The sequence below is a fragment of the Planococcus sp. ISL-109 genome, from assembly GCF_018613655.1.
Taxonomy (GTDB): Bacteria; Bacillota; Bacilli; order Bacillales_A; family Planococcaceae; genus Planococcus.
On the sequence record NZ_JAGGPW010000019.1, the window covers coordinates 83,418 to 103,910 of the forward strand.

At 49.7% G+C, this 20,493-nt stretch carries 21 protein-coding genes; 1 reads left to right on the forward strand and 20 read right to left on the reverse strand.

Going from position 1 to position 20,493, the window contains the following annotated elements; all coding sequences use genetic code 11:
- Positions 1-20: 20 nt before the first annotated feature.
- From J7E21_RS13145 to hprK, 18 genes are all read right to left on the reverse strand, one after another.
- On the reverse strand, positions 21-1,016 hold the full coding sequence (locus J7E21_RS13145; RefSeq protein WP_215108485.1) for a gluconeogenesis factor YvcK family protein: 996 nt from the start codon (positions 1,014-1,016) through the stop codon (positions 21-23).
- Positions 1,017-1,020: 4 nt separating this feature from the next.
- A complete protein-coding gene (gene rapZ, locus J7E21_RS13150) occupies positions 1,021-1,902 on the reverse strand; it encodes an RNase adapter RapZ (protein WP_215108486.1) in 882 nt (293 codons plus the stop codon).
- On the reverse strand, positions 1,895-2,380 hold the full coding sequence (locus tag J7E21_RS13155) for an NUDIX domain-containing protein (protein WP_215108604.1): 486 nt from the start codon (positions 2,378-2,380) through the stop codon (positions 1,895-1,897). The genes rapZ and J7E21_RS13155 overlap by 8 nt, the downstream gene beginning before the upstream one ends.
- 205 nt (positions 2,381-2,585) lie before the next feature.
- Positions 2,586-3,545: a thioredoxin-disulfide reductase gene (gene trxB, locus J7E21_RS13160; RefSeq protein WP_215108488.1), complete on the reverse strand. Its 960-nt coding sequence runs from the start codon at positions 3,543-3,545 to the stop codon at positions 2,586-2,588.
- A 67-nt stretch (positions 3,546-3,612) separates the two neighbouring features.
- Positions 3,613-5,139 carry a tetratricopeptide repeat protein gene (locus tag J7E21_RS13165; RefSeq protein ID WP_251047989.1) on the reverse strand — a complete coding sequence of 509 codons (1,527 nt, stop codon included), beginning with the start codon at positions 5,137-5,139 and terminating at the stop codon, positions 3,613-3,615.
- 85 nt (positions 5,140-5,224) lie between these two features.
- Positions 5,225-5,848, reverse strand: coding sequence for a bifunctional phosphoribosyl-AMP cyclohydrolase/phosphoribosyl-ATP diphosphatase HisIE (gene hisIE / locus J7E21_RS13170; protein WP_215108490.1), 624 nt, complete (start codon positions 5,846-5,848; stop codon positions 5,225-5,227).
- A complete protein-coding gene (gene hisF, locus J7E21_RS13175) occupies positions 5,845-6,597 on the reverse strand; it encodes an imidazole glycerol phosphate synthase subunit HisF (protein WP_215108492.1) in 753 nt (250 codons plus the stop codon). The genes hisIE and hisF overlap by 4 nt, the downstream gene beginning before the upstream one ends.
- Complete coding sequence (gene hisA, locus J7E21_RS13180; RefSeq protein WP_215108494.1) at positions 6,591-7,319, reverse strand: 1-(5-phosphoribosyl)-5-[(5-phosphoribosylamino)methylideneamino]imidazole-4-carboxamide isomerase; 729 nt, start codon at positions 7,317-7,319, stop codon at positions 6,591-6,593. The genes hisF and hisA overlap by 7 nt, the downstream gene beginning before the upstream one ends.
- Positions 7,312-7,941 carry an imidazole glycerol phosphate synthase subunit HisH gene (gene hisH / locus J7E21_RS13185; protein ID WP_215108496.1) on the reverse strand — a complete coding sequence of 210 codons (630 nt, stop codon included), beginning with the start codon at positions 7,939-7,941 and terminating at the stop codon, positions 7,312-7,314. Before hisH ends, hisA begins: the two co-directional genes overlap by 8 nt.
- Positions 7,938-8,525, reverse strand: a complete 588-nt coding sequence (gene hisB / locus J7E21_RS13190) for an imidazoleglycerol-phosphate dehydratase HisB (RefSeq protein WP_251047990.1) — start codon at positions 8,523-8,525, stop codon at positions 7,938-7,940. The genes hisH and hisB overlap by 4 nt, the downstream gene beginning before the upstream one ends.
- Complete coding sequence (gene hisD, locus J7E21_RS13195) at positions 8,522-9,805, reverse strand: histidinol dehydrogenase (protein ID WP_215108498.1); 1,284 nt, start codon at positions 9,803-9,805, stop codon at positions 8,522-8,524. Before hisD ends, hisB begins: the two co-directional genes overlap by 4 nt.
- A complete protein-coding gene (gene hisG / locus J7E21_RS13200) occupies positions 9,802-10,428 on the reverse strand; it encodes an ATP phosphoribosyltransferase (RefSeq protein ID WP_215108500.1) in 627 nt (208 codons plus the stop codon). The genes hisD and hisG overlap by 4 nt, the downstream gene beginning before the upstream one ends.
- The gene (gene hisZ, locus J7E21_RS13205; RefSeq protein ID WP_215108502.1) at positions 10,421-11,584 is read right to left on the reverse strand and encodes an ATP phosphoribosyltransferase regulatory subunit; all 1,164 of its coding nucleotides are present in this window, start codon (positions 11,582-11,584) and stop codon (positions 10,421-10,423) included. The genes hisG and hisZ overlap by 8 nt, the downstream gene beginning before the upstream one ends.
- A 139-nt stretch (positions 11,585-11,723) precedes the next feature.
- Positions 11,724-12,236: an acyltransferase gene (locus J7E21_RS13210; protein ID WP_215108504.1), complete on the reverse strand. Its 513-nt coding sequence runs from the start codon at positions 12,234-12,236 to the stop codon at positions 11,724-11,726.
- Positions 12,233-12,886: a pyrophosphatase PpaX gene (gene ppaX / locus J7E21_RS13215; protein WP_215108506.1), complete on the reverse strand. Its 654-nt coding sequence runs from the start codon at positions 12,884-12,886 to the stop codon at positions 12,233-12,235. Before ppaX ends, J7E21_RS13210 begins: the two co-directional genes overlap by 4 nt.
- Complete coding sequence (locus tag J7E21_RS13220; protein ID WP_215108508.1) at positions 12,883-13,818, reverse strand: nucleoside recognition domain-containing protein; 936 nt, start codon at positions 13,816-13,818, stop codon at positions 12,883-12,885. Before J7E21_RS13220 ends, ppaX begins: the two co-directional genes overlap by 4 nt.
- 19 nt (positions 13,819-13,837) lie before the next feature.
- Positions 13,838-14,650: a prolipoprotein diacylglyceryl transferase gene (lgt, locus tag J7E21_RS13225; protein WP_215108510.1), complete on the reverse strand. Its 813-nt coding sequence runs from the start codon at positions 14,648-14,650 to the stop codon at positions 13,838-13,840.
- Positions 14,651-14,671: 21 nt separating this feature from the next.
- Positions 14,672-15,598: an HPr(Ser) kinase/phosphatase gene (gene hprK / locus J7E21_RS13230; protein WP_215108512.1), complete on the reverse strand. Its 927-nt coding sequence runs from the start codon at positions 15,596-15,598 to the stop codon at positions 14,672-14,674.
- A 160-nt stretch (positions 15,599-15,758) separates the two neighbouring features.
- On the opposite strand from hprK, the gene J7E21_RS13235 reads away from it, so the two are divergent.
- Positions 15,759-16,304 carry an N-acetylmuramoyl-L-alanine amidase family protein gene (locus J7E21_RS13235; protein ID WP_215108514.1) on the forward strand — a complete coding sequence of 182 codons (546 nt, stop codon included), beginning with the start codon at positions 15,759-15,761 and terminating at the stop codon, positions 16,302-16,304.
- Positions 16,305-16,360: 56 nt separating this feature from the next.
- Here J7E21_RS13235 and J7E21_RS13240 read toward each other — a convergent pair whose 3' ends face one another.
- Both J7E21_RS13240 and uvrA read right to left on the reverse strand, forming a co-directional pair.
- Positions 16,361-17,521 (reverse strand): DUF4097 family beta strand repeat-containing protein, encoded by a 1,161-nt coding sequence (locus J7E21_RS13240; RefSeq protein WP_215108516.1) that lies wholly within the window; start codon positions 17,519-17,521, stop codon positions 16,361-16,363.
- A gap of 84 nt (positions 17,522-17,605) precedes the next feature.
- Positions 17,606-20,488, reverse strand: a complete 2,883-nt coding sequence (gene uvrA, locus J7E21_RS13245; protein WP_215108517.1) for an excinuclease ABC subunit UvrA — start codon at positions 20,486-20,488, stop codon at positions 17,606-17,608.
- Positions 20,489-20,493: the final 5 nt, after the last annotated feature.

The window sequence follows — 20,493 nt, forward strand, 5'->3', positions numbered from 1 at the left end:
CGTGCCCCCCCTTTCAAGCCCTATGAATAACGGCTCTGCGGCTCGTTTTGCTGTTGGCCGTTTGCATATTCAAAGAGCCACTTCGCCACTTTCATCGGTTCATGCCGAACAGCTTCACCGAAAATATTGGTGATGTCGTGGCGGTATACTTCCAGCCCGAGCTTTCTCAGCCGCTCTTCATCGTATTCCACTGGCCATGCTTGTTCTTTTTTATATTTTTCAGCCACGTCATGCGGCATCTGGACTTTGTCGAGGAGAATAGCATCGAGAAAACCCGCGCTCACATGATTGTATAAAGCAGTTACGTGATCCGAAGCGCTATAGCCGTAAGTTTCGCCCGCTTGGGTCATGAGGTTGCATATATAGATTTTCCGCGCCGTTGCATTCAACAGCGCTTTTTTAATATCCTTCACTAGCAAGTTCGGCAAAATGCTCGTATAAAGCGAGCCAGGCCCAACGACGATGACATCTGCTGATTCAATCGCTTGAATGGTATCCGGCAAGGTTTTGACGTTAGCCGGTTCAAGGAAGACGCGCTTGATCGGCTGCATATAAGCGGGTATTTTAGACTCACCTTTGATAATTGTGCCGTCTTCCAGCTCGGCATTTAATGTCACCAACTGATTGGCAGCAGGCAATACGGTGCCGTTAACATTCATCACCCGGCTCATTTCGCGCACTGCGTGGGAAAAATCACCCGTCATATCAGTCAAGGCGGCGAGCATTAAATTGCCGAGTGAATGCCCTTCCAAATCATGCGAATGCGTGAAACGGTATTGGAACATCTCTGCCACGAGTGGCTCAGCGTCCGATAAAGCAGCCATCACGTTTCGGATATCTCCGGGCGGCGGAATATCCAAATCATCACGTAAGCGACCCGAGCTGCCTCCATCATCCGCAACTGTGACAATCGCCGTCAAGTCGAGCGGAAAAGTTTTCAAGCCGCGCAGCAAAGTGGACAGACCTGTGCCGCCCCCGATAATAACGATTCGCTTTCGCTGCAGACTTTTTTCCATGAGCTCAACCCTTTCTGATTTTCACGTCTCTATGCGTTATGATGACTTTATGATTTTTAGATAAGTATTTACCAAAGTATTCAGCGAGTGTCACGGAGCGGTGCTGGCCGCCTGTGCATCCAAAGGCGATTACAAGCTGTGCTTTGCCTTCCTGCTTGTACTGGGGAATCATGAAATCGAACAGATCTTCCAGCTTGTCGACCAAGGTGCGAGTTTCCTGCCATTTCAAGACATAATCCGATACCGGCTGATCCAGACCGGAAAGCGGATTCAACGCTTCAATATAATAAGGGTTCGCCAAGAAGCGGACATCGAAAACTAAATCCGCGTCGATCGGCATGCCGTGTTTAAAGCCGAAGGACACCACATTGACAGTAAAGACATTACTCGATTTCGTAGAAAAATCCGTTGTAATCTTTTCCTTCAGTTGGCGCGGACTCATTTCGGAAGTGTTGTACATATAATGTGCGCGCCCCTGCAGGTCCTTCAACATATCCCGTTCTTTTTTGATGCCACCCAGAACGAGTCCGCCTGGCGACAGCGGGTGGGAACGCCGTGTTTCCTTATAGCGGCTGACGAGCGGCTGGTTTTCCGCGTCGAGAAACAGAACGGTGATCGACACTTCCGGTTCTTTCGACAGATCGTCGATAGCGTCGACTAAACTGTCGAAAAAGTCGCCGCCACGCAAGTCCATAACCGCAGCGACACGTTTCATCGACTTGCCGGAATCCCGCATCAATTTGATGAATGTCGGCAAAAGCGCCGGCGGCAAATTATCGATTGTAAAAAAACCGAGGTCTTCGAAACTTTGAATCGCTACTGTCTTTCCTGCACCGGACATTCCGGTGATGATGATCAATTCGGTTTCTTCATAGTGATTATCCATGTTGGCGGTTCTCCTCTTCAGTCGATGTTTGGATGTTTTCTTCGAGCAGTTCGAACTCTGGCGTGTAATAAAACGTACCGTATTGAACGCCTTCCTGACAAGCTGCAAATAACAGGTTGGTGCGGTCGCCTTCTGCCATCGGAAGTGTCCGGAGGCTTTCAACCGGATGCCACTCAAGCACTCCTTCACGCGTTTCTTCATACGGGGTTCCGTGAAGTTCGGTCGCACGGAACGTAAAGAGCATCCATTCGTCGACGGTTTTGCCGCCTTCTTGAATCATCATCGTATAGACGCCTTTTAAATGCACACCAAATGGCTCTGTACCCGTTTCTTCCTTAAATTCCCGGATTGCAGCTTCGTAAATGGATTCGCCGCTTTCCATTTTACCGCCGGGTGCCACATACCAATCCCTGCGCGGCTTTTTCATCAGCAATACTTTGTTATTCTTTATAAGCAATAAATTCGCGATTCGCTGCACATTTGCCACTCCGCATCTAATATAAACTAATTTCATTATACATCTATCCCGGCGTGTCATGCAAAAAAACGCAAAAAAAGAGGCCACTCTCCGGATAACCCGAAAAGCAGCCTGTCAAATAAACTTTATAAAAAGGGGGTTGATTTACTATTCATATACTACCTGTTTTGCATGACAAAGCTGTTACAAAGCGATTAAGAAAGCATTAAGCTTGTGCTTTCGCACCGATTTTCTCTGCAAGCTCCTCCACGTAATGCTGAACGCTTTGTGCTGCGATGCTGCCGTCGCCTGTCGCAGTCACGACTTGGCGCAAGGTTTTGTCGCGCACATCGCCCGCTGCATAGATCCCAGGCACTGACGTTTCCATTGCGTCATTCGTTTCGATATAGCCTTGGTCATTCAAGATGCCCAAAGACTCAAACGGTTTTGTCAGCGGCAGCATGCCGATATAAATAAAGACGCCGCCTGCTTCAAATTCCTGTTCGGAATCATCTTCTGTTGAAACCAATGTGACGCTGCCGACTTTGCCGTCTTTGTCGTTGATTTCTTTTACAGTATGGTTCCAGATAAAGTCGATTTTATCGTTAGCGAATGCGCGGTCCTGCAAGATTTTCTGTGCGCGCAATGTGTCTCTGCGGTGAACGATCGTCACTTTATCTGCAAAGCGCGTCAAGTAGACGCCTTCTTCGACTGCAGAATCTCCGCCACCGACAACGACCAGCTCTTTGCCTTTAAAGAAGGCGCCGTCGCATACTGCACAATAGCTGACACCACGGCCGCCCAATTCATTTTCGCCCGGAATGCCCATTTTTTTGTATTCAGCACCAGTCGTTAAAATGATCGCACGGGCTTTGTATTCTTTTGAACCGGCTTTCACCGTTTTAAACTCATCGCCATCGACGATTTCAGTAACATCGCCATATGCATACTCGGCTCCGAATTTTTTCGCATGATCGAACATTTTAGTCGATAAGTCTGGTCCGAGAATATGTTCGAAGCCTGGGTAGTTTTCGATTTCTTCAGTGTTTGCCATCTGACCGCCTGGAATTCCGCGCTCAAGCATGAGCGTCGATAAATTCGCACGGGATGTATACACTGCTGCAGTCATCCCTGCTGGCCCTGCACCGATAATTAGTACGTCATAAACATTCGTTGTTTCTGTCATCATACGCCCTCCTCATTATCACTAGCTAAATCGTAAAGCAATCAACTGCCACCTTCAACTTTTATGCCTAGTTGCCGGAATTCGGCACAAAGCGGCTCAGTTCTTCGACGTATTTGGTCACTGTCGAAGCGGAAACACCAAACTTGGCAGCGATGCCTTTTTTGGTCATTTCCCGTTTTTCCGCGGCTTCAACCATATAACTGGTGGCTGCCGCTAACGCAGCAGGATTGCGGAAGCTGTATTGCTCTTCAAACGCCCGCTCGAGGAAGATGAACCATAACTGGAATACGCCGTCATTACGCTGATCGACCATTCCTTCTTGCGCATACAAACGCTCGGCTGTTTCCATCGCGCGCATAAACGCTTTTTCTTCCTTGACTGATTCGCGGAACGGATGGCCAAGCGCATAGCCGAGCATAAACGTTTCCAATATGGATGGCTGTTCCGTTTTTAGCCAGTTCGGGTGCGAAATGATTTCTTGCTTATGGGAAGACTTGCCGACTAGAAACAAGCCGTACAAGCGCTCACTTAAATGAGGGTGGTCGAGCTTGTGGATCAAAAAATCACGGTCATGCTCGAGTGCATCCGCATGCGGCATGACCGCTTGCTCACCCCACGGCTCATAGCCTTCTTTTGCCGGGTCCATTCGTTTCAGTTGCTCCCACGCTTGCTTGGCGGTTTCCTCGTGGCCGGAATGATATGCGGCATGGGATAGCCAGAAATAAAATGCCGGATCTCCGTCAAATCCGCGCTTTTGCAAGCTTTTCAGCCAACGATAAGCTTCTTTGTATTTGCCGACCAACGCGAAAGTAGCGCCCAATTTATAACGATGCTCGAAAACATACGGCTGGATTTTCTTCAGCAAGCCGAGAATATCTTCCAGCTCATCGTTTTTCTCGTAATAATGAAACACTGCCAAATTGCACAAAGCATGCAGATTGCCTGTGTTTTTTCTCAATACATTGTGGAGAAGCGCTTTCGCCATTTCCGTTTCACCGATATAAAAATACGCCAGCGCCAGATTATTATAGGCTCCCCAGAAATCTGCTTTTTCTTCAATAACTTTTTCGAGTAGCTCTATAGCTTCGGGAAACTTCCCTTGTTCCATCAAGCGGCGCGCTTTTTCCTGCATATAGTAATGCTCGCTGTCTTGCGCTTCCCCTTCATCGTCAAACAACTGCCAGTCTTCTTGCTCGGCGAAGTCGATGATTTCCATCGCTTCTGCTGCATAGCTGCCGCGTGTATCCTTCTCCAAATAGTCTTTGGCGTATTTCCGGGCATCAAAAAACAAGCCCAAATGTGCATGGACTTCGGCCAAAAAGAACAGTATATTCGGCTCTTCCGGATCGATCTTATGCGCAGTCTGAAGCTCATCCATCGCCAGTTCAAACTCTTCCCGCTCCATCAACACCACGCCGTAATGCATGAGAATGAGCGGATCGTTCGGGCTCAGCCCTTTGGCGCGCTGTAAGTATTTATACGCTTTATCGTATTGTTCACGCTGCAATTCCTTGAGCGCTTTCTGGCAGTAAAATTCCCCTGTCGGAATGAATGACACTACATTGTCGCGATTTATCCTTTTGTTTTTCTCCAAAATATGCCTCCGTAACAGGAAAAGGAACGATCGAAATCGTTCCTAACCCTAAATGTGCTGTTATTATAGCATATTTCCCTGTTATTTACTTGTCCTTTTTCATGGCATGACGTTCTTGCAGCACGCCCGTCACTTCTGTGAAATCAACTTTCTGTTCTTGCAATAACACAAGCAGGTGATAAAGAAGATCTGCGCTTTCCGTTGCCAATTCACGGGCATCGCGATTTTTAGCCGCAATGATAACTTCGGCTGCTTCTTCCCCGACTTTCTTGCAAATCTTATCGACCCCTTCTTCGAATAAATAGGTCGTATAGGCGCCTTCCGGCATATCGATTTCACGCTGTTTGATCAATGCGCTCAGCTGCCCGATCATATCAGACGCTGTGTTTGAACGTTCACCTGACAAAGTCTCATGAAAACAGCTCGTCTCTCCTGTATGGCAGGCCGGGCCGTTCGGAATCACTTCATAGATCAAGGAATCCCCGTCGCAATCGATCTGCACCGACTGGACGGTCTGCGTATTACCGCTAGTCGCACCTTTGTTCCACAACTCATTGCGGCTTCTTGAGAACAGCCAAGTTTCTTTTGTTTCAATCGTCCGCTCGAGCGCTTCTTTATTGGCGTACGCCAAAGTCAATACTTGTTTCGTAACTGCATCCTGCAATATGACGGGCACTAACCCATTGTCATCAAATTTTACGCTTGTCACCGGACATTCACTCCTTTTTCGTGCAAATACTGTTTCACTTCTCTGACGCTCGTTTCTTTATAGTGGAAAATCGATGCCGCAAGTGCCGCATCGGCATCCACTTTCTCGAATACTTCTTCAAAATGTTCGCGGCTTCCTGCACCGCCGCTCGCTATGACCGGCACTTCGACTGCATCGCGCACGGCCTTGGTCAGCTCCAGATCAAAGCCTTCTTTTTGGCCGTCGCAATCCATGCTCGTCAGTAAAATTTCTCCCGCTCCTAAAGCGACTGCATGTTTCGCCCATTCGACTGCATCCCATTCGGTCCGGTTGCGACCGCCGTGCGTGTAGACGTCCCAGCTATCGCCGCTTTTTTTCGCGTCGATGGCGATGACGATACATTGCGAACCGAAAAAGTCTGCGCCTTCTTTGATCAATTCAGGCCGATCAAGCGCCGCCGTGTTCAAAGACACTTTGTCCGCTCCTGCCCGCAGCATGCGTTTCATGTCATCGGTCGTGCGGATGCCACCGCCTACCGTAAATGGAATCGACAGTTCAGTGGCGACAATACGCACGACTTCGACCATTGTTTCTTTGCCTTCATGTGATGCCGAAATGTCCAAGAACACCAATTCGTCCGCGCCTTGTGCATCGTAAAACTTGGCGAGCTCCACTGGATCTCCTGCATCGCGGAGTTCAACAAAGCTGACGCCTTTGACGACGCGCCCTTCTTTTACGTCCAGACACGGAATGATGCGTTTCGTCAGCATGACAATGCCTCCTCGAGCGTAAAGCGTTTTTCATACAAAGCTTTGCCGATGATGAGACCGGCGATTGGGCTGTCCTGCGCCGCCTCTTTCACCCGTTTCACATCATCAAGCGTCCCGATTCCTCCTGATACGATGACCTGTGACGCATCATCTGCAACTAACTTACGGTTCGCATCGATATTCGGGCCGGCAAGCGTGCCATCCGTCGAAATATCCGTATAGATGAAATGTCTCGCGCCTTTTGAAGCAAAATAAGCGGCTAGTTCAGAAGCCGGTTTATGTGAAGTTTCGATCCAGCCTTCGGTTGCCGCCATGCCGTCTTTCGCATCGATGCCGATGACGATTTTATCTGCACCAAACTCTTCGATGAACGAGGCGACAAGCTCCGGCTCGCGCACAGCTAAACTTCCGATGATGACACGGGCGACACCGTTCGATAAATAATGCTCGATATCTTCCCGGCTGCGGATCCCTCCACCCACTTGGATGTTCGCCGGAAGCTTAGCTGCTTCGATGACGACTTGGTCGTTGATGCGGCTGCCGTCTTTCGCTCCGTCCAAATCGACCATATGGATCCACTTGGCACCTGCTTCGACGAAGCTTTTCGCCATTTCGACCGGCGAATCCGCGTAAATTGTTTCCTGCCCGTAATCGCCCTGGAAAAGGCGGACACATTTACCGCCCCTCAAATCGATCGCCGGATATATTTGAAACTCATTCATGAAGATTCCCCCTGACATTTGCAATCCATTGCTCTAATAGATAATGGCCGAATTCACCCGATTTTTCAGGGTGGAATTGCATTCCTGTAATCAAGCCGTCGCCGACTACGCCCGGCACTTCCAGACCACCATATTCGGCAGTCGCCCAAACTTGTGAATCGTCTGTATCTGCCGCAAGAAACGAGTGGACAAAATAGACATGCGTATCGGCGAGAATATCTTCCAGCCAGTACGGCTTATGAGCAAAGCGCAAGCGGTTCCAGCCCATATGCGGAATGCGGTAATCGCCTTTTGGAAAGCGGCGGATATGCCCTTTCAATAAACCGAGCCCACGCTCCGGGCGCACTTCATCACTGTCTTCATATAATAATTGCATGCCGAGGCAGATCCCGAGAAGCGGTATATTATGCTCCGGAAGCGATTGGATAAACCGCACTAACCCTTTTTCTTCCAGCTGCTTCATCGCATCCGGAAACGCACCGACACCCGGCAGCAATATTGCATCCGCTTCTCCGAGAATCGCCACATCGTCTGAAGTGATGACTGTGCAGTCAAGCTTTTTCAATGCTTGCTCGACACTGAATAAATTGCCCATCCCATAATCGATGATGCCGACAATCATGTTAAAAGCCCCTTTGTCGAAGGAACGCCTTCTACGCGCGGATCGATCATCGTTGCGTCATCGAGCGCACGGGCAAGCGCCTTGAAGATTGCCTCGATGATGTGGTGGGTGTTTTTTCCGTAATGGACGATAACATGTACATTCATGCGCGATTCCAAAGCGAACTTCCAGAGAAATTCATGGACCAGTTCGGTATCGAATGTGCCGACTTTAGCATTCGGAATGTCTCCGCGGAACTCCAGATGAGGCCGGTTCGAGCAATCGATGACCACTTGCGCGAGCGCATCATCCATGGGCACAAATGCATTACCGTAGCGGCGCAAGCCCTTTTTATCGCCTAATGACTCAAGCACCGCTTGCCCGAGGACGATTCCGATATCTTCTGTCGTGTGGTGATCGTCGATATGCGTGTCGCCATTTGCCTGGATGCGGCCGTCAAACTGGCCATGCTTGATGAATAGATCAAGCATATGATCCATAAATGGAACGCCTGTATTAATATCTGCCTGCCCTTTTCCATCAAGCGAAAAGCTGACAGCGACTTCGGTTTCAGTGGTTCTCCGTGTAATGTCTGATTTCCTCATGATTGACTCTCCTTTTTCCAAGCGCGTGATTCGACTGCGCGGGCATGGGCTTCAAGCCCCTCTAGCCTTGCGAGCCGTGCAATTTTTTCCTGGTTGTTGCGCCACGCCTGTTCGCTGTAATGGACGATGCTCGTACGTTTGATAAAATCATAAACCGATAAAGCACTGGAAAAACGGGCAGTGCTATTGGTCGGCAGGACATGGTTCGTGCCAGCGAAATAATCGCCGACCGGTTCTGACGAATAGCGGCCGATAAAAATCGCACCGGCATGGCGGATTTCTTCTGACATTTCTTCCGCATCACTCGTCATGATTTCCAAATGCTCCGGTGCCAATTGATTCGCGGCTTTGATCAGTTCAGCGCGGCTGTCGGCGAGATAAATCGCCCCGTGGTCACGGATCGACGCAGCGGCAATCTTTGCGCGCGGCAAAGATGCCAATTGTTTCGAGACTTGCGCTTTGACTTTTTCTGCAAGCGCCCGACTCTCGGTCAACAAAACAGCGCTTGCAAGCGGGTCGTGCTCTGCCTGCGACAATAGATCCGCCGCCACTTCGTCCGCATAAGCTGTATCATCCGCAATAATGGCGATTTCGCTCGGCCCTGCGATCATATCGATTGCAACGTCTCCGTTCACTTCGCGTTTTGCGAGCGCGACGAAAATATTGCCGGGACCGGTAATTTTATCGACCGGCTCGATCGACTCGGTACCGTATGCCAGCGCGGCTATGGCTTGTGCACCCCCTGATTTATACAGTTCTTCAATGCCGAGAATATGGGCCGCGGTGAGCACACCGTCCGATAATTTCCCGTCAGCATCCGGCGGTGACATCACGACGATTCGCTCAACTCCTGCCACTTGCGCCGGAATGACGTTCATCAGCACCGACGAAGGATAAGCCGCCGTTCCGCCCGGAACGTAAAGTCCAGCCGACTCAATCGCTGTGACACGCTGTGCGACGTAAGAGCCGTCTGCACGTTCGTGCCGGTAGCCTTGCTGCTTCTGCCCTTCGTGGTAGCTGCGGATATTTTGCGCCGCTTCTTTTAAGTCCTCTAACAGCTGCGGATCAAAACGGTCAGTCGCTTCCTGAATTTCTTCTTTCGTCACGCGCAAAGAGGACAGCTCTGCCTGGTCCCATTTTTTCGCGAAGCGCACCAAAGCGGCATCGCCTTCTGTTCGCACCTGTTGAATTATTTCCTTTACGGCTTTTAATTGAGTCGCCGTGCCGTCAGCTAATTTGCGCCGAATCGACAGTTCGGACGACAGACGCTGAATGTTCATCGTGTCACCTGCTCCCGCAGTTTATCGACGAGTTCCGTTATGCGCTGCTGCTTCAATCGGTAGCTGACCGGGTTCGCGATGAGGCGCGACGTAATATCAACAATTTTCTCATATTCCACCAAGCCGTTATCTTTCAGTGTGCGGCCTGTCGACACGATGTCGACAATCCGGTCGGACAAGCCGATCAAAGGGGCCAGTTCAATCGAACCGTTCAACTCGATGATTTCCACTTGTTCGCCTTTGCTGCGGTAATAATGCGAAGCCACTGCCGGATATTTCGTCGCAATGCGCGGCGTCACTTCATTCATTTCCGTATTCGGCAATCCCGCTGTGGCGATATAGCAAGCGCTGATGCCAAGGTCGAGCAGCTCGTGAACGTCGCGGTCATGCTCGAGCAAGACATCTTTTCCGGCTATGCCGATATCCGCTACACCGTGCTCGACATATGTCGGAACGTCCATCGGCTTCGCGAGAATGAATCGAATCCGTTCTTTCGGCGCTTCGACGATCAACTTGCGCGAGTCATCGAGTTCTTTCGGCAGATCATAGCCCGCTCCGACCAATAGCTCATAAGCTTCTTCAAAAATTCTGCCTTTGGGCATTGCAATCGTCAATTCATCCATTTCGCAGTTCCTCCCCTCTGATAACTTTCGTGAATAGCTCACTGAATTGCTCGAGCGCTTTCACAGCAGGCGCAAACTGCAAAGTTACGCGCTTGCCTTCTGCTCTCAACTGTTTGGCTTTATCAAATGCAATTTGTTCGCTTTGTTCATCGAATAAGATCAATGTATGCGGTTCTTGAGGCTCTTCGACCGACAACGTTTCGATCAGCCGATCAACCCGCAAGCCAAAACCGGTTGCTCCGACTTGCAGTCCGAACTTTTCCAACAAGCCGTCATAACGGCCCCCGCTGCCGAGCGGAAATCCGCTGCCAGCACCGTAGAATTCGAATACCAAGCCGGTGTAATATGTCATATGGCTGCTGAATGACAGATCGAACGTCATGGCATCCCCGAGGCCATTTTGTCCTAGCAATTTCTCTAAACGCTCCATATCTCGGTAGAGCTTTTGCTGTTCCTCATTTTCTTCATTGATCCATGGCTTCCAATCCGACACTGTCGTTGCCTGCATCAATTTGCGGAAAGACGGTTGCTTATGTTCCGGAACCGGCAGCTGTTGTGCCAGCTGTTCAAATCCGACACCATTTTTCGCCACAAACAATTCCTGGACGTTCTCACTTTGTTCCGTGTTCAAGCCGAAATCAGCCAATATCAGTTCGAGAAGGCGCGCATGGCCGATGACGATGCGGCCCGAACGGATCCCCAATTCCTGCAGAATGTCCCAGGCTAAGCTGATCACTTCGGCATCCGCATACAAGGAGTCGTCGCCGATCAATTCAACGCCCATCTGTTCAAATTCCGCCGGACGGCCGCCTTCGCGTTTTTGTGCACGAAAGACGTTGGAGTAATAGCCGAGCCGAATCGGCATTTTTTCCCGCAGTAATTTGGATGCCGCAACCCGGGCGATCGGCGAAGTCATATCCGGGCGCAACACCAATGTTTTGCCTTGGCTGTCGAGCAGCTTGAACAGCGCATCGTCTGAAATCGCCGAGATTTTGCCGATCGTCTCGTAATATTCCAGAGTAGGTGTCTGCAGCAGTTCATACCCTGCCCGCTCGATCTGTTCGGTTCCTCGTTTTCTCAGTTGAGCTTTTTGTTTTGCTATCGAAGGAAAATCGTCACGCATGCCTAATGGTTTTTCAAACATTTCGATGGTCATCGTTAAACACTTCCTATTGTCAGTTATTTCACTTTAGTTCGCTAGAGTGATGAATCAGTAAAGTGATTCTTATTTTAGCGCATGCCACTTTCAGCCGTCAAGCGATGACAATATAAAAAATCCTGAAAGCAGTGAGCTTTCAGGATTTTGCTTGTCGGTCGCCCATTTCTTCAGCTGTGTAGATGATCTTCATCGGATTTCCGCCGACAAAGGCTCCAGCCGGTACATCTTTATGGACGAGCGTGGCAGCGGAGACGATGGCGCCGTCCCCAATCTTAATGCCGGGCAAAATTGTACTGTTTGCTCCGATCATGACACGGTCGCCGATAGAAACATCGCCGAGCCGGTATTCCTCAATCAAGTATTCATGTGCAAGAATGGTGGTGTTATAGCCGATGACCGTATTCTCCCCGACTTGGATGCGTTCCGGAAACATGACGTCCGGCATGACCATCAGCGCAAACGACGAATGTTTGCCGATTTTCATTCCAAGAAAATGGCGGAAAAGCCAGTTTTTCATCGGCAAAAACGGTGTGTAGCGAGCGGTCTGGATAACTAGAAAGTTTTTTGCGACTTTCCAGAACGGCACGGTTTTGTAAATATGCCAAAGCGAATTAGCCCCTTCTACAGGATATCGCTCCGTGCGTCTCATTTGACGCCCGCTTTCGTCAATTCCAATAAGTCGGTAATATGGTTCAGCATGAAATCCGGTTCAAAGCTCGCCAGAAACTCTTCTCCTTTTGCAGCCCAAGCAACGCCTGCTGTCCGGACTCCGGCATTTTTTCCGCCTTCGATGTCATGTGAATTATCGCCGATCATCAGCGCCCCGTCCTGATCAGCGTCAAGCAAGCGCAAGGCCAATTCAAGCGGCTCCGGATGCGGCTTCGGATTTTGCACATGATCCAATGCGACTAAGGCATCGAAGACATCATGGACACCCATCATACGCAAGCCGTGGAGGATCGTCTCTTCCCGTTTCGTAGAGACGATTGCCATTTTCATCCCTCTCGACTTCAAGATCCGCAAAGTTTCTGCCACGCCGTCGTATTCTGAGACAAGCTCGTCGTGTAGCGTCCGGTTCAACCGGCGATACTGATTGCTCAGCTCATCGGCGCGCCCGGGTGCGATTTCCGTAAACGTTTGCTCCAGCGACGGCCCGATAAACTGCAGCACGTCTTTCCGTACGTATTGTCCCGGGAAATGCTCACCGAGTACTGACAAGAATGTTTGGACGATCAATTCATTTGTATCGAGCAATGTTCCATCAAAATCAAACAATAAAGTCGTTATATCTTTGTTCATGTCGACACCACTTCCTTCTGATTGTCTTCAGCCCGCCTCCACAGATATGAAATGAATATCGTCAGGACGAGCGCTGTAATGACGCGAATTAGTAGCAGCGGCCAGATTGGGATGCCGAGCGGAATGAAGATAAGCGTATCCTCAACAATCGCGTGGCAAGCCACCAGGAAAATAAAAGCGAGCGTGGCATCTTTCCTGCTAACCCCATCCTCTTGCACCGCCTGGATCATCACACCTGCCCCCATCGCCAAGCCAAAAATCAACCCGGATGCGAGCGTCAGCGATGTATTTTTCTCCACGCCGAGCAGGCGCGTAAGAGGCCCCATCATACCCGCGATTTTCTGCAGGTAATGTCGATCTTTCAATACTTGGATCATGAGCATGAGCGGAATGACGATCATCGCCAGCTGCAACACTCCGAAACTTGCCTTCTCCAAGCCGAGCAGGAAGATACCAAGCCATGTTTCCGGAGCTGCCGCGACTTCCGGTGCAAAACCGTATTGCGCAATCTCACCGCCGCCTGACCATAATAAATTGATCAAGATCCCGGACATGGCAGCAAGCCCGAAACGGACAACCAGGACAACCCATAAGCGAACGCCGACTTTCAGTGCTACAGCGGTCTCAATAAAGATATTATGAGAAAATGATAACATGACCGCCAGGATAAAAACTTCCTTCACTGTCAGTTCAAGCGATAAAATCCCTGCTATTCCGGCATACAGGTTCAGCGCATTGCCAAGCACCAGCGGCACGGCGGCTTCGCCGCTTAAACCGAAAATCCCCATAACCGGCGCCACAAAATCAATGATAAACGGCAGCACCGGCGTAAATTGCAGCATCGTAATAAGCAAGGTGATCGGAAAAATGATTTTCCCGAGCGACCACGTTGTCTTTAATCCGGCCTTCAAGCCATTTTTCAAAGTCGACATTCGATCTCTTCTTTCCTTCTTATTTGTCCAAATAATGGGGCGGTTTTTTGAGTGCCGTCCGCCGGTAAATGATGAAAGCAAGTCCAATGACAATGGCGATCACCGACACAAACTGTGCGGCGCGCAATTCCCCGATTACATAAAGGCTGTCGGTGCGCATGCCTTCAATGAAGAAACGGCCGACCGAATACCAGATCATATAGAAGAAGAACATTTCGCCGCGCACCAAATTGACTTTTCTAAGCAGCAGCAAAATGACAATTCCGGCCAAGCTCCACATGGATTCGTAGAGAAAGGTTGGATGATAATAAGTACCATCTATGTACATATGGTTAATGATCCAATCCGGGATGAACAAATTCTCGAGAAACTGACGCGACACTTCTCCGCCGTGTGCTTCCTGGTTGATGAAATTGCCCCAGCGGCCGATCGCCTGGCCGATCAAGATGCTCGGCGCCAAAATATCCGCGACTTTTAGAAACGGCGTATTGCGGCGCTTCGTGAAGATATACGCCACAATGACCGAAGCGATCAAAGCGCCGTGTATCGCAATGCCGCCGTTCCAAATGGCTATTATTTCCGCAGGCTGGTCTTTGTAATTCTCCCATTCGAACATAACATAATAAATGCGCGCGCCGACGATGGCGAGCGGAACAGCCCAAATCAGTAAATCGGTCAGGTAATCCGGATGCAGGCCGCGTTTGACCATTTCCTTTTGTCCGACTAAAAATGCGATGACTATGCCGCTGGCGATAATGACGCCGTACCAGCGCACGTCGATCGGTCCGAGTGAAAATGCCACCGGGTCAATCGATGCTAAAATTGAATACATAAAGTGCACCTTCCCATTCGCTTAATTTGTATCTTGTGCGATGACGTCATCAAGCCGCTTGGAAAACTCTTCAGCAGCATTGACCCCCATGCGTTTCAGGCGGTAGTTCATCGCTGCCACTTCGATAATGACGGAAAGGTTGCGTCCCGGACGAACTGGAATGGTCAGCTTGGTCAATTCCGTATCGATGATTTTCATCGTCTCTTCCTCAAGGCCGAGACGGTCGTATGTTTTGTCAGGATCCCATAACTCGAGATCGATGACTAGCGAAATGCGCTTAAAGTTGCGCACGGCACTGGCACCAAACAAAGTCATAATGTCGATGATGCCGACACCGCGGATTTCGAGCAAGTGCTCGATCAGTTTCGGCGGATGTCCGATGAGCGTATCTTCTCCTTCTTGACGAATCTCCACACAATCATCCGCAACTAGGCGATGGCCTTTTTTGACCAGCTCCAATGCTGTTTCGCTTTTCCCGACGCCACTTTTCCCAGTCAGCAAAACACCGATGCCGTAAATATCGACAAGAACACCGTGTACAGCAGTCGTCGGAGCAAGCTGGCTTTCCAAAAAATTCGTCAGCAAACTCGAGAATCGTGTCGTCGTCATTTTTGTGCTGAGCACTGGCACATGCCTTTCAGAAGAAGCGATGACCAATTCTTTAGGCACTTCAACATCGTTGGAGACGATGATTGCGGGTGTATCATCTGTACATAATTTCATCATCCGGTCGAGCCGCTCTTCCGGTTTCAGCATGGCGAAAAAGGAAAGTTCCGTCTTGCCAAGCAATTGCATCCGGTTCGCCGGATAATGAGTGAAATATCCGGCCATTTCAAGGCCAGGCCTCGAAATATCACTGATGGCGATTCGTCGGCCGATGCCTTCCTCGCCGCTGATCAGCTTTAAGGCAAACATATCCATCACTTGTTTCACTGTAACTTGTCCCATATTTTCCCCTCATTCCCCCGGCTGTGCAATTGAAGACTCTAAAAGCCTTGCTCCTGCCAGCGGTTTGTTTTTATTTTAACATGGAAAAAAGGAAATTGAAGGATTTCGTCCCCTTTCTGCCTGTTTCCTTCTATATAAGAAATGAAAGGAGGAATTGTTTATGAAGATACTTATTGATGCTGGACATGGCCCTGCCACTTACGGCAAACGCACACCGGATGGCAGAATGCGGGAATTCCACTTTAACGCCGCCGTCGCAGAGGAGGTGAAAAAAAGGCTTGCTGCAGAAGGCTACACTGTGTTGTTCAGCCACCAGGCGGACCGCGATGTTCCCTTAGTAGAGCGAACCCGTTTCGCCAACCGCACCGGCGCGGATCTTTTAGTGTCGATCCATGCCAATGCTGCAGGGACTGGTGGCTATAACGCTGCCGAAGGAATCGAATGCTTTGTCTACCCTGCCGCACCTGCACGCACACGCAAATTCGGCGAGTTGCTTCAAAACTCGCTCGTTGTGTCGACGCGGCGAAAAAACCGCGGCTTGAAAACAGCCGATTTCGCTATGTTGCGCGATACATCAATGCCTGCAGTGTTAGTCGAATGCGGATTTATGACGAATAAGCAAGAAGCGGCACTATTGCAATCCACTGAATACCGGAAACGCTGTGCCCGCGCAATTACCTTTGCAATCACCTGCATGGAAATTTAACGCCAAAACCCCCATTGGAGAGTTTTCTCCAATGGGGGTTTTGTGTTGTGCACTGATTAATCGATTGTCAAATAACGGACGAGAATCGATCCGGTTTTGGTTTCGCCGTAAACGAGCAACGGTCCACCAGCTGATTCCGTATCCCCGCTCTTCGTGAAATGCATTTTCTTTTGCATAAACTGCCCTTGCTCATGGCTGCTGTCGATATCCGATAGCATAACGTCCATTCGGCCAAGGTTAGAAGAAACCTCGCCGCGCAGCGCCAAATGCTGTGGAATGTAAATTTCCACGTTGCCGGCCAAAGTCTTCGCTTCGATTTTTTTCGCTTGTTTGCTGCGCGTCGTCGCCACGACATTGCCATTGAGCGATTTGGCATCGACGTCTTCAATATCGCCGTCTACATAAATGCGGCCGTTCAACGTCTCCGCTTCGAGCTCGCGGCCTTTCACTTCCATGATTTGAATCGGGCCATTAGCCGTTTCCAGCTCAGCTTCTTCGAATTGAATCGTTTTCAAATCGATTTTGCCGTTTGCTGTTTTGGCTTTGATCAAAGCTGAATCGATGCGTTTCATCGTAAAGCCGCCATTGAACAAGCGGACGACAATTTGCTCGTAAGCCGCTGCCGGCACATACAACACAATATTCACTTGCGTCGTTTTCATATCACTGATGATGCGCAATTTCCGCTCATCCGCAATAAACACAAATTTCTCCAGGAAATCATGTTTAGCCTGTTCCGGTGATTCTGCACGGAACGCTTTCACGCTGCATTCTGCACGTATCGATCCGTCTTGGGAAGGGAAAACTTCCAATTGGCCATTGGCGATGTCCGCAATGATCGTGTGCAGTTCCGCACTTTCCTCCGTAAAAGTATGTTCAAAGCGGATTGCTTCACCAAATGGAGAATCGAATTCCATTGTTTTTAGCTTATCTGCGGATGTTTGCATAAACTGCATCATCCGATCGCCCAGATCATTGAAATCTTTGGACATATTCTTAGAGAAATCTTTCGAAAAGTCTTTAGAGATTCTTTTGAACACATCTTCCGGACGGAAAAATCCTCGCTTACCCCGTGAACTGCGTTGCGTATCACGGCCATAGTCTCTAGAACCGCTTGATTCTCCGCCATCGATCGCCTTTAATAGTTCGACCGCTTCACGTGCCGAAATGGTTCCGTTCTCAACCATGTCCAAAATGCGTTCTTTTTCAGTTTGCATATCGTTTGGCCTCCTCTTCGGCTTTTCTGCCTTCGCAGAAAAGCCTGTTCTATTTTAATGATACGTTTTGACGCGTGGAAAGTTTCACTTTACTTTCTTTTTCTTTGCTGCTGCTTTTCCGATGCGCTCTTCCATCCGTTTGCGGTCGCGCTCGAGAATCGGCTTTAAATACATGCCGGTGTAGGATTCTTTGACATTGGCGATATCTTCCGGCGTCCCTATCGCTATAATAGTCCCGCCTTTGTCTCCGCCTTCCGGTCCAAGGTCGATCAAATAATCGGCGGTTTTGATGACATCGAGGTTATGCTCGATCGTCAACACCGTATCGCCGTTATCCACCAGCCGCTGCAACACTTTCAATAAGCGTGAAATATCATCGGCATGCAGGCCTGTAGTCGGTTCGTCCAAAATGTAGAATGATTTGCCGTTTGAGCGTTTATGCAATTCTGAGGCGAGCTTGACGCGCTGTGCTTCACCGCCGGAGAGCGTGGTCGCCGGCTGTCCGAGCGTAACATACCCAAGTCCGACATCGACAATGGTTTTTAATTTGCGGTTGATTTTCGGGATGTTCTCAAAGAATCCATAAGCATCTTCCACTGTCATTCTCAATACGTCTGCGATGTTTTTATCTTTGTATTTCACTTCCAGTGTCTCGCGGTTATAGCGTTTGCCGTGGCATATTTCACAAGGTACATAGACATCCGGCAGAAAATGCATTTCGATTTTGATGATGCCATCGCCTCGGCAGGCTTCGCATCGTCCGCCTTTGACGTTAAAGCTGAAACGGCCTTTTTTGTATCCGCGCACTTTTGCTTCATTGGTCGAAGCATAGAGGTCTCGGATGTCATCGAACACTCCCGTATAAGTTGCCGGATTGGAACGTGGTGTCCGTCCGATCGGTGACTGGTCGATCTCGATGACTTTTTCCAGCTCTTCGATGCCTTCTACCGATTTGTGCTGGCCAGGCTTGGCCCGGGCACGGTTCAGTTTATGGGCAAGCGACTTATAGAGGATTTCATTGATCAATGTACTCTTCCCAGAGCCTGAGACACCCGTAACGGCTGTGAATAAGCCAATCGGGATGTCGACATCGACGTTTCTCAAGTTGTTCGCCGAAGCCCCCCGAATCGAAATCTTCCGGTCACTCGGCTTTCGGCGCTCAGCTGGCAGCGGAATGAATCTCTTTCCACTTAAATACTGGCCAGTCAATGATTTTTTATTTTTCATCACTTTTTCCGGTGTGCCCGCGGCAACGATTTCCCCGCCGTGCACGCCAGCTCCAGGGCCTACATCGATTAAATAGTCCGCTGCCATCATCGTATCTTCATCGTGTTCGACGACGATGAGCGTATTGCCGATATCCCGCATATTTTTCAAGGTGCTGATGAGGCGATCATTATCCCGCTGATGAAGGCCGATCGATGGTTCATCAAGGATGTATAATACGCCCGTCAGCCGGGAGCCGATTTGAGTCGCGAGGCGGATGCGCTGGGCTTCGCCTCCCGACAAGGTTCCGGATGCCCGATTCAACGTTAAATAATCCAGTCCGACATTGATTAGGAAGCCAACACGCTCCTGAATCTCCCGGAGGATCATATTGGCAATCTGCCGGTCTTTCTCGGACAACGTCAACCCGTCAAAAAATGCCTGTGCTTCGGTAATCGAGTATTCCACAACTTGGCCGATATGAAGATTATTGACTTTGACGGCGAGTGATTCCGGCTTTAGACGGTAACCCGCACACGTTGGGCACGCTTGCTCGCCCATAAATTTCTCCATCATGTCGCGGATATAGTCGGAACTTGTTTCCCGGTAGCGCCGATCGATGTTCGATAGCACCCCTTCAAAATAAATATGGCTGTCTCGGATTTTGCCGTAATCATTTTCGTAGCGGAAGCGGATTTTTTCATTGTCCGAGCCGTGCAGGATAATGTGAACTTGATCTTCCGGCAATTCGTTCATCGGCACGTCCATTTCGATTCCGAAATGGCGGCACACTGCTTGCAGAAGTTGCGGATAGTATTGTGAACTCGTCGGGCGCCACGGAGCAATCGCGTGGTCGGCGAGCGTCACAGTCCAATCGGGAATGACGAGTTCCGGATCGACTTCGAGCTTCAAGCCGAGGCCGTCACATTCCGGGCACGCGCCGAATGGCGAGTTGAACGAAAACATTCTTGGTTCGAGTTCGCCGATGGAAAATCCACAGATCGGGCAGGCATGATGTTCACTGAACAACAGTTCTTCCTGATCCATTACATCAACGAGCACGCGCCCTTCCCCGAGGCGCAGAGCCGACTCAAGCGAGTCGCTTAAGCGCGGGGCAATACCTTCTTTCATGATGATTCGGTCGATGACCACTTCAATGGAATGCTTTTTGTTTTTGTCGAGTGAAATATCATCGTCCAAATCAATGAGTTCCCCGTTGACGCGGACCCGAACATATCCTTGCTTTTTCACATCTTCCAGCAACTTCACATGCGTTCCTTTACGGCCTGACACGAGCGGCGCCAAAATTTGCATGCGCGTCCGCTCCGGATATTCAACCAAACGGTCGACCATTTGTTGCACCGTCTGCGAAGAAATTTCAATGCCATGGTTCGGGCAGATCGGCTTGCCGATCCGTGCGTACATCAGACGGATGTAATCGTAGATTTCCGTTACGGTCGCAACTGTCGACCGCGGGTTTTTGCTTGTCGTCTTCTGGTCGATTGAAATCGCCGGAGATAAGCCTTCAATCAAATCGACATCCGGCTTGTCCATCTGCCCGAGAAATTGGCGGGCATATGAAGACAATGATTCAACATAGCGCCGTTGCCCTTCCGCATAAATCGTATCAAATGCCAAAGACGATTTCCCGGAGCCGGACAACCCGGTCATAACGACCAGCTTGTCACGCGGAATGACGACGTCAATATTCTTTAAGTTATGGGCACGCGCACCTTGTATGCGTATCTCTTGGTTTTTCAAGTTCT

Coding starts and splice junctions, on each gene's coding strand:
- J7E21_RS13145 (WP_215108485.1), bottom strand. CDS start 1,016: ATGGAAAAAAGTCTGCAGCGAAAGCGAATCGTTATTATCGGGGGCGGC.
- rapZ (WP_215108486.1), bottom strand. CDS start 1,902: ATGGATAATCACTATGAAGAAACCGAATTGATCATCATCACCGGAATG.
- trxB (WP_215108488.1), bottom strand. CDS start 3,545: ATGACAGAAACAACGAATGTTTATGACGTACTAATTATCGGTGCAGGG.
- hisF (WP_215108492.1), bottom strand. CDS start 6,597: ATGCTGACGAAACGCATCATTCCGTGTCTGGACGTAAAAGAAGGGCGC.
- hisA (WP_215108494.1), bottom strand. CDS start 7,319: ATGAATGAGTTTCAAATATATCCGGCGATCGATTTGAGGGGCGGTAAA.
- hisH (WP_215108496.1), bottom strand. CDS start 7,941: ATGATTGTCGGCATCATCGATTATGGGATGGGCAATTTATTCAGTGTC.
- hisB (WP_251047990.1), bottom strand. CDS start 8,525: ATGAGGAAATCAGACATTACACGGAGAACCACTGAAACCGAAGTCGCT.
- hisD (WP_215108498.1), bottom strand. CDS start 9,805: ATGAACATTCAGCGTCTGTCGTCCGAACTGTCGATTCGGCGCAAATTA.
- hisG (WP_215108500.1), bottom strand. CDS start 10,428: ATGGATGAATTGACGATTGCAATGCCCAAAGGCAGAATTTTTGAAGAA.
- hisZ (WP_215108502.1), bottom strand. CDS start 11,584: ATGACCATCGAAATGTTTGAAAAACCATTAGGCATGCGTGACGATTTT.
- J7E21_RS13210 (WP_215108504.1), bottom strand. CDS start 12,236: ATGAGACGCACGGAGCGATATCCTGTAGAAGGGGCTAATTCGCTTTGG.
- ppaX (WP_215108506.1), bottom strand. CDS start 12,886: ATGAACAAAGATATAACGACTTTATTGTTTGATTTTGATGGAACATTG.
- J7E21_RS13220 (WP_215108508.1), bottom strand. CDS start 13,818: ATGTCGACTTTGAAAAATGGCTTGAAGGCCGGATTAAAGACAACGTGG.
- lgt (WP_215108510.1), bottom strand. CDS start 14,650: ATGTATTCAATTTTAGCATCGATTGACCCGGTGGCATTTTCACTCGGA.
- hprK (WP_215108512.1), bottom strand. CDS start 15,598: ATGGGACAAGTTACAGTGAAACAAGTGATGGATATGTTTGCCTTAAAG.
- J7E21_RS13235 (WP_215108514.1), top strand. CDS start 15,759: ATGAAGATACTTATTGATGCTGGACATGGCCCTGCCACTTACGGCAAA.
- J7E21_RS13240 (WP_215108516.1), bottom strand. CDS start 17,521: ATGCAAACTGAAAAAGAACGCATTTTGGACATGGTTGAGAACGGAACC.